We start from the raw sequence: 14,026 nt of genomic DNA, 5'->3' as shown, positions 1-14,026 counted from the left end.
ATTTTTATCATTTACATACAATAAAAAAGCCCGTTTATTGGCGGGGCTTTAAAATTTATATTTTGTTTGGCTGAAAGAATTTCACCGTTCCATCGCCTTCACTGGCAACTATCAGTAAACTTCGCCCATTGGGACTATCTTTTGGTTTCACAAATAACACGCCTTCCGGAGCATCTCCGGTAGAGAATAGCTGAACAAATTTTGGGGCAGCGGGTGTGGTAACATCGTAAACTGCAACCATATCTGCGCGTTCAAGGCCGATAAATGCCAACATTTTACCATTAACCTGTGCAACAGTTACACCTTCAACTTCTACACCCTTATTGTCTGAGCGCTCATCGTCATATTTGCCAGCATCGATAACATGTTGTTCTAAATCTTTACCAATATTTGCAACTAACGCCCCAGTGCTTGCATTTAAAATGCTTAAACTTCTACCACCGGTAGCATATATTTCGTCGTAATCGCCGTCACCGTCTGTATCGCCATAAGCTTTGGTTGCAGTTAACCTGCCAAGATTTCCATCGAGCTGTAAAGTTGCCGCTGTTGGAAACTTTGTTGGGTCTAACTTTAAACTTTTAACACGTACTTCTTCATCGTAACCTTTCCAGGCCCTCGTATCACCCTCGTTTGCAAGTGCGATATAAGACGTGCCGCCAGTTGAAAAGAATGAAATTGCGTCGGGAAGGTAAAATGCCTTTATTGGCCAGTTAGATAAAAGAATTTTGTTGTCTTTATCACTAACATCGAAAGGATTTTCAGCAAGGCTGATGTCTCTTGTACCTAAAGGATTGATTTTAGTAATTGAGCCTGAAACGATGTCTACTTCAGCTACACCGTTATTTTCCTGCAAGGTTACATAAGCCTTTTTAGAATCAGCACTGATTGCAATATATTCCGGCTCAATGTCTTGTGCAAAACTCGCATTTGGGCCGTAAATCCGGAAACCACCAGCCACCAGGTTAGCCTTTTGCGATTCGAGCGAGGCAAAGTCAAGCGTTTTAACCGAATAATTATCCTTAATATTTATTATCGAAATTGTTCCTTTTGGGTCTACCGTGTAATCATCACTTGGTTCGCCCTCATTGGCAGAAAGTATGTAATTTCCATCAGGACTAAATGTTACCATATCCGGCATTGCCCCGACGGTAATTTTTTTAACCTCAGATAAATCTGAAGTTTTTAAAACAACTACGTCGCCATTTCCCTGCTTACTAGCACCATCCAAAGCAATGGCCAATAAACCGTTTGAAACTGCAACGCTGTTTATGCCTGCATTGGCGGGATAACTTAACGTTTTAAACTTGGTTACCGTTGGATAGTTGGCTAAATCAACAACTTCAACCTTTGCGCCACCTTCGTTACTCACTACAAAGAGTTTTTTCGTGGATGGGTCGTAGGCAGATATTTCCGCAGATGTTTCTCCACCCAGGTCGATTGTGGCAATTTCTTTAAAACTTGTTATGTCTTCGGCAACGATATTTTCGGTTTCTTCAACAGGCTCTGAGATTTTTTTACAGGCAGTTGAAGCCATCATTGCCATTAAAAGGGCAACGAAAAGTTTTTTACAGTTCATGGTTTTATAATATCTGAACCGCAAAAATAAATTTCGCGAACGCCTATTTTTTAACCTTGTTTGTTATCATTTTGTTAAGGAATGATGAAGCTGAACCCGCAGCGAAGGAAGGATTGAAAGCCTGTAATTAAGAACGAAGGGCAATAGCCAGCAGCAAATCGGGGTTAATTTGGAAAAGCCTAATGTTGAAAGCGAAGTGATGATGATTCGGGTTTTGCATGAGGGATAGTAGTGGAAATCCTTTTTTGATTTTCTTCAAAAAAGATTGTAACGGATAGCCCGACCCTTGCGCAGCTTGGGGCATGCCCAAAAATGTATAAAACCAACATCGTCGAAATATTTACGAATGTAAGGAAAGAACTTGCGGAGTGCCATCTAAAACTGCTGTAGGTGTATTTTGTCATCATCCCGGCTACCGGAAAAAAAGTTGCAAATTTTCGTTAAAGACACTTTTTAAAATGCCTTTCTAAACAGCGAAAACACTCGTAAGAACTGGTAAAAATGAAGAAAAGTTCAGAATGCAAAAAAGCCGATAAAAATTTACCGGCTTTTTTAAAAGAACTTCAAGCTTTTAACCAAAACCAAAGACTTAATTTTGGAAAACGTTTAGCTCGATGTTTCTTGTTAAATGTGTATCGCTCTGTTATCAGTTGCAGCTAAAGCAGCTTCTTTTAAGGCTTCTGTGTATGTTGGGTGCGCATGGCAGGTACGTGCAATATCTTCTGCAGATGCCCGGAATTCCATTGCAATTACAGCTTCAGCAATCATATCTGCAGCCCGCGGACCAATCATGTGCACACCTAAAACTTCATCAGTTGAAGCATCGGCCAACACTTTAATAAACCCGTCGGTATCCATACTTGCTTTAGCACGTCCGCTCGCTTTGAAAGGGAATGAACCGGCCTTGTATTTTGTACCTTTTTCTTTTAATTGCTCTTCTGTTAAACCAACGGAGGCTACTTCCGGCCAGGTATAAACTACACCAGGGATTAAATTATAGTTGATGTGTGGTTTTTGTCCGGCGATAGTTTCAGCAACATAGGTACCTTCATCTTCGGCTTTGTGCGCCAACATTGCACCGGTAATTACATCGCCAATAGCGTATACACCAGGAACTGAAGTTTCTAAATGCTCGTTTACAGGGATTTTTTTGCCCCGCTCTTCGATTGTGATTCCAATTTTATCCAGGCCTAATCCTTCTGTGTACGCCGTACGGCCCACCGCAACAATGCAATAATCAGCATCAAGAGTAATGGTTTCGCCTTTTGGAGTTTCGGCAGTTACCGTAACATTTTTACCTTTTGTTGTAGCGCCGGTAACCTTATGACCCATGTAAAATTCCATGCCCAGATTTTTCTTCAACACACGCTGAAGTTCTTTCCCTAAACTGGCATCCATAGTTGCGATAATAGATGGAAGAAATTCTACAACGGAAACTTTAGTGCCTAAACGGGCATAAACAGAACCTAATTCTAAACCAATAACGCCACCACCAATTACGACCATGCTTTTTGGAACTTCGGTAATATTTAAAGCTTCAGTAGAGGTAATAATTCGTTTTTTATCTACCGGCAAAAACGGCAGCACTGTAGGCTTGGAGCCTGTAGCAATAATTACGTTTTTAGCCGTTAAAGTTTCGGTAGAACCATCTGCCTTGGTAATTAGCACGGTATTTTTATCAACGAAGGAACCTACGCCTTCATAAGAATCGATTTTATTTTTTTTAAACAGATAAGTGATACCTGCAGTATTTTGGGCCACAACATCGTCTTTACGGGCGATCATTTGCGGCATATTAACCTTAAGGTTTTTTAAATCGATACCGTGAGTGGTAAAGGTGTGTGCGGCATTATGGAAATGCTCTGAAGAATCCAATAAAGCTTTGGAAGGAATACAACCCACATTTAAGCAAGTGCCTCCAAAAGTTTTGTATTTTTCTATAACCGCAGTTTTTAAACCTAACTGAGCACAACGGATTGCGCCTACATAACCGCCCGGCCCTGAACCGATAACAACGACATCGTATTGCATAATTTCTTGATAATTTTGATTATACAAAGGTAGGGAAAAAAGGCCGAAAGCTGAAAATCAAAAGCTTAAAGCAAAGACACGATGCGGTAAAATTCTGGCTTAAAACCAATAAAACGAACCGTGCTCAGGGCATAACTTCGAAAAGAAAAAATTGCTGCACCTGGGTTTTGCCGAAATTATTATCAACACAAAAAATTAAAGATTTATGGCCATTCGGAAGCTTTGGTCCGAACGTTACGCCTTCAAAATTATCGATATGAATGTTCAGGCTATCAAAATCAAAAAGCAACTTTTTCTTTAATGGCTTTGGCGGGGTTTTTAAAAAAGATTTATTATCGATTTCGTTTTCAGCGTCTTTTAAATCAACAAGGTAAAGTTTTATAAAGGTGTGGTCATCGTGCCCTTTGGCCCAGGCACGCTCCATAACTAAAAGTGTGTGGTGGTTTATGGCCAGAATTTCGGAAATACCATTTAAATTCCAGTCGCTTTCTACTGTTGGGTTTACAGGTAAATCGCCCAGGTTGTAAGCATACTGCGTTGTATTTTTTTTACGCTTTACATCGAATTTCAAGATTCTGGTTAGCGCTCTGTCGTAGCCAAAAGCGGCTTGCCTTCCATCCTGATAAAGTGGTTCTTCCAGACTTGCATAAAGGGTTGTATAATTATCTGCGTAAGTAATGCCTTCGAAAAGGGCATTTTTTCTTGGCCCGTTTTCGCTTTTTGTAAAATGAAAACCCTTCGGCAATGGAATCGTATCAACAAAATTCCCTGTAGAGGTTAAAAATGTAAGTGCGGGCTGAACGAGAATTGAATCACCATTTTTAAATAGCCGCTCGCCTTCGTTGCTCCAAACTAGACGTTGATTTTTCGGGTTAAATCTAACCGATTCACCATCTGCCTTTAAACTTTTAACTGATCCGTATTTTGGGTATTGTTGTCCGTTGCTTTGCAAAATTGGAATAAGCCCTGTAAAATTAATGGTATCAATTTTATAATTATTGATGTCAATTTTGGCAGTGTAAATCCTCGCCGGGCTAACCTGCGACGGATCATCACTCATCAAATAATATTTACCTGTTTTCTCATCATAATCAATACCGGATAAGCCCCCGACTATTGTATTTTGAAAAGTTTGATTTAATGGCACAATGTACTCATCCAAAAATTTTATTGATGAAACTGTGGTTTCTTGCTGCAGCGCTAATTGTTTGGTTGCCGAACATGAGGTAAGCAACAAAACAAATGCAAGGTAACCCAGTATGGTTTTGTGTGATATTTTTTTCAAACCAATTCTTTTTATCTGACAAAAATATAGAATTTAGGCCAATAAAAAACCGCTTCAATATTAAATCAAAGCGGTTCAAAATTATATTAATACTTATTAAAATAGCTTTCCGATAACACGGTAAGTTGTAGTATTGCCGCTGGTTACCTCTTCGTAGTAAACATCATCGGGAGAAACAAAATATTTCTCATTTTTAATGGTTACTTCTCTGCAGCCATCAGGCAAAACATTAATGATATCACCAATTTGGTGTGTATCAACAGGTCCGTCGGTTGTATTTAAAACACCATCTTTACCGGCAACAATATAAACTTCCTTGCCATCTTTATTGGTGCCCTGGGTGTAGTAAACACCTTTATACTCGTAATAATCTACACCATCTATTGTAACCAGATTTGCATCAGAGGGTAAGTTTGGAACTTCTGCACCCACTGGCGGCACAACCACCTGGTAATTATTTTCGTACTGACGGTAAAATAATCCGCCAGAATAATAATATTGGTCGGGGCCGTAATAAAACGGATAGTAGCCATAAGGCAAAACGTTTAACCTGAAACCGATAAATGGCCTGTAGTAATTGTAATAACCAAAATAAGCTCTTCCTCGGTAACCAGAACGATAGCCATAGCCCGGACGGTAACCATAACCGGGCCTTACACCAATTCCTGGTCTGTAACCAGAATTTGGGCGATAACCCAGGCGCTCAGGTCGGCCTCCGCTAAGGCGGTTTAGCCCGCCAGAGTTATAGCTTCCACGGTTTGGTGCCTGCGAAATTCGGTTACCCGATGGCGCCTGCATTGAAGGCTGCCTTGAGAAACCACCACGCGAGGGTGCCATGGAGCCAGAACGGCCACCGCCGCCCATGCTGCTTCCGCCACCGCCACCTCTGCTTGGTCTCTGAGCAGAAGCAGTATCAATGCTTAATGTTGTTACCATCGCCGCAACAGCGAAAACAACCAACCCTTTATTTAATAACCTTTTCATTTGTTTTTATTTAAATCAATTATCTATATGACGTTGAAAAACCCTAAAAGATTACCTCTTAACCTAATTTAACTAAATTCTGATACTGGAATGACTAACCACTTCTATTAGCTTTCTAACAAACCTTTTACGGGCTGTTTTTTCGATTCAATTCGGAGAAAGACTATATTTAAATTTTATTCTCTAAACCAATCATAAAATGAACCTCAGTAAAATTTTAGGTATCGTAATTTGTTTGTTCGTCTCGCACGAAATGTTTGCTCAGCAACCGGATTCGGCATATGTAAGGGAAAACTACACAAAAATAGAGCGACAAATACCAATGCGTGACGGCGTAAAACTCTTTACATCAATTTATATACCCAAAAATCAATCCAAAAAATACCCTTTTCTCATTAACAGAACACCTTATACGGTTGCACCTTATGGGGAAGATAAGTATAAGCTTAGCCTTGGGAATTTTCCGGCCATGATGCGTGAAGGTTTTATCTTCGTTTATCAGGACGTTCGCGGAAGATGGATGAGTGAGGGGACTTTTGAGGATATTCGTCCACAAACTTTAAAAAAGGGAAAGAAAGATATCGATGAAAGTACAGATACGTACGATACCATTGACTGGCTGGTAAAAAACATAAAGAACAACAATGGTAATGCAGGTATTTATGGAATCTCCTATCCGGGTTTTTATTCGACAACTTCGCTACCCAACGCACACCCGGCTTTGAAAGCCGTTTCGCCACAGGCACCGGTTACCGATTGGTTTATCGGCGACGACTTCCACCACGGCGGCGCCTTGTTTTTAATGGATGCATTTAGTTTCATGAGTGGTTTCGGTGTTCCGCGACCAAAACCTATTACACCAGACAAAGGGCCGAAAGGTTTCAATTTTCCAATACAAGATAACTACCGCTTTTACCTCGAATCGGGTTCGGTTAAAAATTTAAAGGATAAATATTTTGCGGATAGCATTAAGTTTTGGAACAATTTGGTTAAACACCCCAATCTTGATATCTTCTGGAAGGCACGATACATCATTCCACATCTTAAAAATGTTAAACCTGCCGTTATGGTTGTAGGTGGCTTTTTTGATGCTGAGGATGCTTACGGAACTTTCGCAACTTATAAAGCCATCGAAAAACAAAATCCTGAAGCCAATAATATTTTGGTAGCCGGACCATGGTTTCACGGAGGCTGGGTTAGAAGCGATGGCGCTTCTTTTGGGAATATTAAATTTGGGAAAACCACCAGTATCGATTACCAGCAACAATTTGAGTTGCCATTTTTTAAAAACTATTTAAAAGGCGAAGGCGACTTTAAAGCCGCTGAAGCTAATATTTTCGTAACCGGAAGCAATGAATGGAAAAAATTTGGCAGCTGGCCACCAAAAGAGGTTGAAACTAAAAATCTTTATTTGCAGCCTAACGGAAAACTTGCCTTTGAGAAGGTTGGCAGAACCGATAGCTGGGACGAATACGTAAGCGACCCCAACCATCCGGTTCCATACCAGGATGGTGTGCAAGCTAAACGCACACGAGAATATATGATAGACGACCAGCGCTTTGCTGCCCGAAGGCCTGACGTGAAAACTTACCAAACAGATGCTTTAAAGGACGATATTACTTTAACAGGACCTGTATTGGCAAACCTTGTGGTTTCTACAACAGGCACTGATGCCGATTATGTTGTAAAATTGATTGATGTGTACCCGGAAGATGAACCAAATCCCAGCCCGAATCCAAACAACATAATGATGGGCGGTTACGAAATGCTGGTACGAGGTGAAATTTTACGCGGAAAGTATCGCAACACTTTCGAAAAACCTGAAGCCTTTGTTCCTGGTGCCATTACTAAAGTTAATTATGCCTTGCCAGATGTTGCACATACTTTTAAAAAGGGACACAAAATAATGATTCAGATTCAAAATTCATGGTTTCCATTAGCCGATAGAAACCCTCAGAAATTTATGGACATTTATCAGGCAGAACCCGGTGATTTTCAAAAAGCTACCCATAAGATATACCACGACACTTCAAACAGTTCATACATCAGCGTATCCGTTTTAAAATAAATAAACATGAAATACATCAAACTTATTGTTTTCGCTCTAATCCTGTCGGCTTCTGCAAGTTTTGCTCAAACAGGAAGTTACCCAAAAGAAAATTTTACCAAAAAGGAAATCTACATCACGATGCGTGATGGTGTTAAACTTTTTACAGCCATTTATACACCCAAAGATGCTTCGAAAGATAAAAGATACCCAATGATTATGCAGCGAACCTGCTACAGCATAGCGCCTTATGGCGAAGATAAATTTCCTGCAAAACTCGGCCCATCTGATTTGATGATGAAGGAAGGTTATATTGTGGTAATGCAGGATGTGCGGGGCCGTTATAAAAGCGAAGGTACTTTTACAAATATGACACCGGTTATCGACAATAAAAAAGCGAAAACTGATGTTGATGAAGGTTCTGATACTTATGATACAATCGATTGGCTGGTAAAAAATATTCCAAATAATAATGGCAGAGTTGGCCAGTGGGGCATTTCATATCCAGGTTTTTACACCGCAGCAGGCATATTGAGCAATCATCCAGCGTTGAAAGCATCTTCCCCGCAAGCACCAATTTCAGACTTTTTCTTTGATGATTTTCATCACAACGGTTCATTTTTACAAAGTTATTTTTTCACTTTTCCCGTGTTCGGGGTTCAAAAAGCCGGACCGGAGACCAGCGCATGGTATGGCAAACAAACCATCAAACCAAATACAAAAGATGGTTACCAGTTTGCTTTGGATTTAGGTCCGCTAAGCAATGCCGACAAATATTATAAGGATAACTTTTTTTGGCAGGAAACCGTAAATCATCCTAACTATGATGATTTCTGGCAAAAACGTGGCTTGTTGAAACATTATAGCACAATTAAGCCGGCTGTGATGGTTGTAGGTGGCTGGTATGATGCAGAAGATTTATCCGGACCACTAAACATTTATAAGTCTATTGAAAAGAAAAACCCAAATGCTTATAATACTATCGTGATGGGCCCGTTTGGGCATGGGCGATGGAGCCGGGAAACTGGCCATACAATGCACAGCAACGTGTATTTTGGCGATAGTATTGCTACATTTTATCAAAAAAATATAGAGGCGAAATTCTTTAATCATTTTTTAAAGGGCAAAGGCGATAAAAACACCGGTTTACCCGAAGCGTATATGTACGATACCGGCAAAAAGAACTGGGAAACTTTTGATAAATGGCCAACGGAAAAAGCTAGCAGGCAAAAGCTATTTTTAGGCGCTGACGGCAAATTGAGCATGAATGCGCCAACAACTGCAGGCGAATCAGCTTACCTGAGCGACCCGCTGAAACCGGTTCCTTACACAGAAGATTTAACCACAACACTGGGCTTTACACCTCACAATTATATGAGTGAAGACCAGCGTTTTGCGGGCCGCAGACCCGATGTTTTGGTTTTTCAGACAGAGGTTTTGGAGAATGACATTACGCTTGGTGGCGAGATTATGTCGCATCTTAAAGTTGCAACAACGGGAACAGATGCAGATTTTATTGTAAAACTGATAGATGTTTACCCTGCAGATGAACCGAATAATCCTTATATCCCAAATAAAAACATTACGCTAAGCAATTACTGGCAAATGGTTCGGTCGGAGATTATGCCGGCCCGTTTCCGCAATAGTTTTGAAAAACCTGAGCCTTTGGTTGCAAACAAAAAAACCGATGTAAATTTCAGATTGCAGGATGTTTTACACACTTTTAAAAAGGGCCACAGAATTATGATTCAGGTTCAAAGCACTGCTTTTCCGCTGTTTGCCCGAAACCCGCAGAAATTTGTCGATAATCCATATAAAGCAACAGAAGCCGATTATATAAAAGCTACGCAGACGATATTTAATGATAGTTTTATTGAGGTTGACGTGATTAAATAACGTTGTGAGCTACTGCTGTTAAAAAACCAATCGTTATTCGCGAACGAGAGAACTGATTATCTTATCAATTTCGGATAAACATAATTCGTTTTGAAAATTACGAAATGTTCCAGTCACAGGAAGTCTTTTCGCCATTTTTGAACGCGAAACAATAATAAAAAAGATGCATCGCAGCATGGCGTAAATTTAAAAAAATGAAAAAAATATTTTTGATTCTCGGTTTAGCCCTTTCGATTTCAGCTTCGAAAGCTCAAATGCTGGGTAAAAACCAAGCTAATTCCAGAGCTGATAGCCTTAGAGGTACATTAACGCCGTTGCGCACCTGTTACGATATCAATTATTACCATTTAGATGTTAAAATAGATTTGGAACAAAGGGCAGTTAGCGGAAGCAATGAATTTGCTTTCACAGCAACTCAGGATTTCAAAAAACTGCAATTTGATCTATTCTCGAACTTAAAAATTGAAAAAGTAGTTTACAAGGGTAACGAATTGGCCGTTAGCAGAGAATATAATGCTGTTTTCATCACTTTTCCCAATACAATAAAAAAAGGGAGTAAAGATAGATTCACGGTTTTTTATTCAGGGAATCCGACTGTGGCTCGAAATGCACCGTGGGATGGTGGCTTAATCTTTAAAAAAGATTCTGCCGGAAATCCGTTCGTATCGGTAGCGTGCCAGGGTTTGGGCGCCAGTGTTTGGTGGCCAAACAAAGATCATCAAAGTGATGAAGTAGACAGCATGCTTATCAGCATCAGCGTACCGAAAGAATTACAGGAGATATCGAATGGTAGATTAAGAAGTATTGTTGATAAACCAGGCGGTTATAAACAACACAATTGGTTTGTAAGTAATCCGATTAATAATTACGACGTAACCTTTTACATTGGAAAATATGCACATTGGACAGATAGCTACGTCGGAGAAAATGGAAAGTTAAGCTTAGATTTTTGGGCACTACAGGTGGATAGTGCGAAAGCCCGCCCACATTGGGATGCTGACGTAAAACCGATGATTAAGTGTTTCGAGTACTGGTTCGGGCCTTATCCATGGTATAAAGACGGGTATAAGCTTGTGCAGGCACCACACTTGGGCATGGAGCATCAAAGCGCTGTTGCATACGGAACAGTTTAAAAAGGGTTATTTGGGAAGGGACTTAAGCGGGACAGGACATGGCTTGAAATGGGATTTTATTACGGTACACGAAAGCGGGCATGAGTGGTTTGGAAACAGTATTACGGCAAAAGATATTGCCGATATGTGGATACACGAAGGCTTTACAAATTATTCTGAAGTGTTGTTTACAGAATGCACAGAAAGCAAGGCGGCAGCAAATGAGTATGCAATCGGGCTTCAAAAAACTATTAGAAATGATGTTCCGATAATTGGACCATATGGCGTAAACAAAGAAGGCTCCGGAGATATGTACCCAAAAGGGGCTAATTTAATCCACACCATCCGCCAGTTAATTAATAATGACGAGAAATTTAGAGCAATTCTACGAGGCTTAAGCAAAACTTTTTACCATAAAACGGTGACAACAGATGAGATAGAGCGGTACATTTCGACGAAAAGCGGAATAAAGCTAAATAAGGTTTTTGACCAATATCTGCGTTACACCAAAATTCCGGTTTTGGAATATAAAATCAACAATGGATTGCTAAGTTACCGTTGGGTAAGCGATGTAAAAGAATTCGATATGCCTGTTAGGGTTACTTTAAAAGAAGGCGCATATAGTTTAATTAAGCCCACAAACAATTGGAAAACAATTAAACTTGGTTCAACCATTAATGCTGACAATTTTAAAAACGACCCACTATTCTACATCTCCATCAAAAAAAGTTCCGATTAGTCCGTTTCAACAAAAAGTTAACCTACATGCAACTTATTGAGAAAATCGTCGTCTTATATTAAAAATCCTTAATTAACCGTGCCTTGGCTGGCAACAGCAAAGGTTTAATTTCTAGAATGATGAAAAAAATATTTTCAATTTTACTTGCGGCCGTTTTATTCAGCTCAAGTTTCAGCGCAATAGCTACTGAACCAATAAAAGTTAGTGCTTCAAAACTTTCAGGTGATGACAGAGATGTTAAAAATTTTTCTGGTGTGGCCGCTGGAGGACCAATTAACGTTGTTATTACGCTTGGCAATACTGAAAGTTGCCGGTTTGAGGGTGATGCGGATGCGATTTCTACCTTGATAACAGAAGTTAAAGGCAATGTGCTGATTATTCGTCCGCAAAACAGCTGGACGAGCTGGGAACACAAATATGAAAACAAAAAAATTACGGCTTACGTTACTGCAAAAACGCTAAACAGCTTAACCATGAGCGGTTCTGGTAACATGAGTGTAAAAGGTAGAGTTACCGCAAAAACATTATCATCTGCACTAAGTGGCTCAGGAACTATAACTGTTTCTGCCAACGTAGATGACTTTAATGGCGTAATTAGCGGCTCTGGAAAATTGAATATCGATGGCTCTGCAGACGATGCCAAAGTTGTAATTAGCGGCTCTGGAAATTTTGGAGGAAAAAACTTTACTGTTGAAGATCTTTCGACAACTTTAAGCGGTTCTGGAACGATTGAAATCAAGGCAGATAAAAGCATTAAAGCGGTAATAAGCGGTTCGGGCAATGTAAATTATTCGGGCAACGCGACCGTAGAAAAAACAGTAATTGGTTCTGGAAGAATTAGAAAAATCTAATTGAAGGATAATTTTAGCTTAAGAAAGCCCTGAAAATTTCAGGGCTTTTTTTTTAACCTGAATTTTCGAATTGCATTCGAATCGTTATGATTACTTTAGAGCAAAAAATTTGCTTAATGCTAATACCAATTTTAACATCTCTTTTTACACGAGACCTTAAAAAACTGAAAGGCGAGCTTGAGTTATATCGCCAGGAATGTAACATCTGGAAGGTTGAGCATACTATTGCTAATTCGGCCGGTAATTTGTGCCTTCATTTAATTGGAAATTTAAACCTGTACATTGGCGCCACTATCGGTGGCACAGATTATGTTCGAAACAGGCCCTTAGAATTTTCTTTAAAGGATATTAAACGCGACGAACTTCTTCAATGTATTGACCAAACGATCGTTGTTATTGAGCAATCACTCGGTAATCTAAGCGAAGCAGAACTTATAAACGAATATCCGCTGTTGGTACTTGAAGAAAAAACCTCGACTGAGTTTTTCCTTGTTCACTTAAGCACACACCTCGCCTATCACCTCGGGCAGATTAACTACCACCGAAGGTTGCTGGATGTTTAACTGAGTAACTAAAAGTGAACGCCTACAGTCCACATATTTTCGAGGTAGTTTATTTTCTGACTGGCTTTATCATACTCATCCCAACCGGTTGTGTGCACATTTGTTAAGTTAGTTGCGCCAACTTTAGTGGTATTCTGAAGATAAATATTTTTCCAAACATAGAATTTTAGTCCGATTTTAGCAGAAACCCCATATCCAGAAATATTCCAATGGTTGTTTCTACCTAAGCCGAAAAGGCGAACATCAGAACGTGGAACCATTAAACCACCACCTAAGCCGGTTTCTAGTGTTAATGAAGTATTTCCCCCCGGGGCAACCCAGATGTCATCATAACGTTCAACCTCAATATTTGCATAATTGAAGCCATCAGTATGTTCATAAGTTAACATACTCTCTTTTACATTTATGGTTTGGCCATTGTAATCTCCTGCCAAGGAACCTGTTGGAACATTTTCTGGAGTAATCTTGGCGCCGATATGGCCGGTAACAGAAACCGATTGTGGTATGTCCATTACGTACTTCATATGGTCCCAACCGATTGAAATGCTATAATTATCTTTGATGAAATAGCCGAAACGGATGTTATACTGAGGAACTGTTATTAAGCCCGGGTTTAAATAATTCCAGCTCAATTTTGATTGCCTGTCGTGTGCGACAACGTCTTTTAAAGTGAAATCGTAATTTGGTCCCTGAAATCTGATATCGCTTTTACCATACCATGAATTGTTGTAACCCCAGTGAAAATAGAAATCACCTTTTCGCGAATCTTTTCTTTTATGTTCGGGATTAAATAAACTTTTTGAAGTTGGTGCAACATTTTTTGATGATGTTTCAACTTCCTGAGCTTGCATCCGCTTGCCGAACAGGAGCGCCAAAAATAATATAGAAAATCTTTTCACGCGGCAAATTGAGCGAAAAGCAACAACTATTACAAGCCCTTTA

At 39.8% G+C, this 14,026-nt stretch carries 11 protein-coding genes; 6 read left to right on the top strand and 5 right to left on the bottom strand.

Annotation, left to right across the window (positions count from 1 at the left end; all coding sequences use genetic code 11):
• Positions 1–55 precede the first annotated feature (55 nt).
• The 4 genes from AC0IWT_RS19330 to AC0IWT_RS19315 form a co-directional block, all read right to left on the bottom strand.
• Positions 56–1,576 (bottom strand): choice-of-anchor I family protein, encoded by a 1,521-nt coding sequence (locus tag AC0IWT_RS19330; protein WP_471798410.1) that lies wholly within the window; start codon positions 1,574–1,576, stop codon positions 56–58.
• Positions 1,577–2,200: 624 nt separating this feature from the next.
• Positions 2,201–3,607, bottom strand: coding sequence for a dihydrolipoyl dehydrogenase (gene lpdA, locus AC0IWT_RS19325; protein ID WP_471798409.1), 1,407 nt, complete (start codon positions 3,605–3,607; stop codon positions 2,201–2,203).
• A gap of 124 nt (positions 3,608–3,731) precedes the next feature.
• The gene (locus AC0IWT_RS19320; RefSeq protein WP_471798408.1) at positions 3,732–4,892 is read right to left on the bottom strand and encodes an esterase-like activity of phytase family protein; all 1,161 of its coding nucleotides are present in this window, start codon (positions 4,890–4,892) and stop codon (positions 3,732–3,734) included.
• Positions 4,893–4,988: 96 nt separating this feature from the next.
• Positions 4,989–5,876 (bottom strand): DUF6515 family protein, encoded by an 888-nt coding sequence (locus AC0IWT_RS19315; RefSeq protein WP_471798407.1) that lies wholly within the window; start codon positions 5,874–5,876, stop codon positions 4,989–4,991.
• A gap of 199 nt (positions 5,877–6,075) precedes the next feature.
• Between AC0IWT_RS19315 and AC0IWT_RS19310 the strand changes: the two genes are divergently transcribed.
• From AC0IWT_RS19310 to AC0IWT_RS19285, 6 genes are all read left to right on the top strand, one after another.
• On the top strand, positions 6,076–7,944 hold the full coding sequence (locus tag AC0IWT_RS19310; protein WP_471798406.1) for a CocE/NonD family hydrolase: 1,869 nt from the start codon (positions 6,076–6,078) through the stop codon (positions 7,942–7,944).
• Positions 7,945–7,950: 6 nt separating this feature from the next.
• The gene (locus AC0IWT_RS19305) at positions 7,951–9,819 is read left to right on the top strand and encodes a CocE/NonD family hydrolase (protein WP_471798405.1); all 1,869 of its coding nucleotides are present in this window, start codon (positions 7,951–7,953) and stop codon (positions 9,817–9,819) included.
• 194 nt (positions 9,820–10,013) lie between these two features.
• Positions 10,014–10,952, top strand: a complete 939-nt coding sequence (locus tag AC0IWT_RS19300) for a gluzincin family metallopeptidase (RefSeq protein ID WP_471798404.1) — start codon at positions 10,014–10,016, stop codon at positions 10,950–10,952.
• A 10-nt stretch (positions 10,953–10,962) separates the two neighbouring features.
• Positions 10,963–11,670, top strand: a complete 708-nt coding sequence (locus AC0IWT_RS19295) for a M1 family metallopeptidase (protein ID WP_471798403.1) — start codon at positions 10,963–10,965, stop codon at positions 11,668–11,670.
• A 116-nt stretch (positions 11,671–11,786) separates the two neighbouring features.
• Positions 11,787–12,521: a head GIN domain-containing protein gene (locus AC0IWT_RS19290; protein ID WP_235528601.1), complete on the top strand. Its 735-nt coding sequence runs from the start codon at positions 11,787–11,789 to the stop codon at positions 12,519–12,521.
• Between the two features lie 116 nt (positions 12,522–12,637).
• Complete coding sequence (locus AC0IWT_RS19285; RefSeq protein ID WP_471798402.1) at positions 12,638–13,084, top strand: DUF1572 family protein; 447 nt, start codon at positions 12,638–12,640, stop codon at positions 13,082–13,084.
• 8 nt (positions 13,085–13,092) lie between these two features.
• Here the strand turns inward: AC0IWT_RS19285 and AC0IWT_RS19280 are convergent, their stop codons facing one another.
• The gene (locus tag AC0IWT_RS19280) at positions 13,093–13,983 is read right to left on the bottom strand and encodes a hypothetical protein (protein ID WP_235528602.1); all 891 of its coding nucleotides are present in this window, start codon (positions 13,981–13,983) and stop codon (positions 13,093–13,095) included.
• Positions 13,984–14,026 lie beyond the last annotated feature (43 nt).

The organism is Pedobacter sp. AC464 (assembly GCF_979253075.1).
This window is presented reverse-complemented; position numbering and strand designations above follow the sequence as displayed.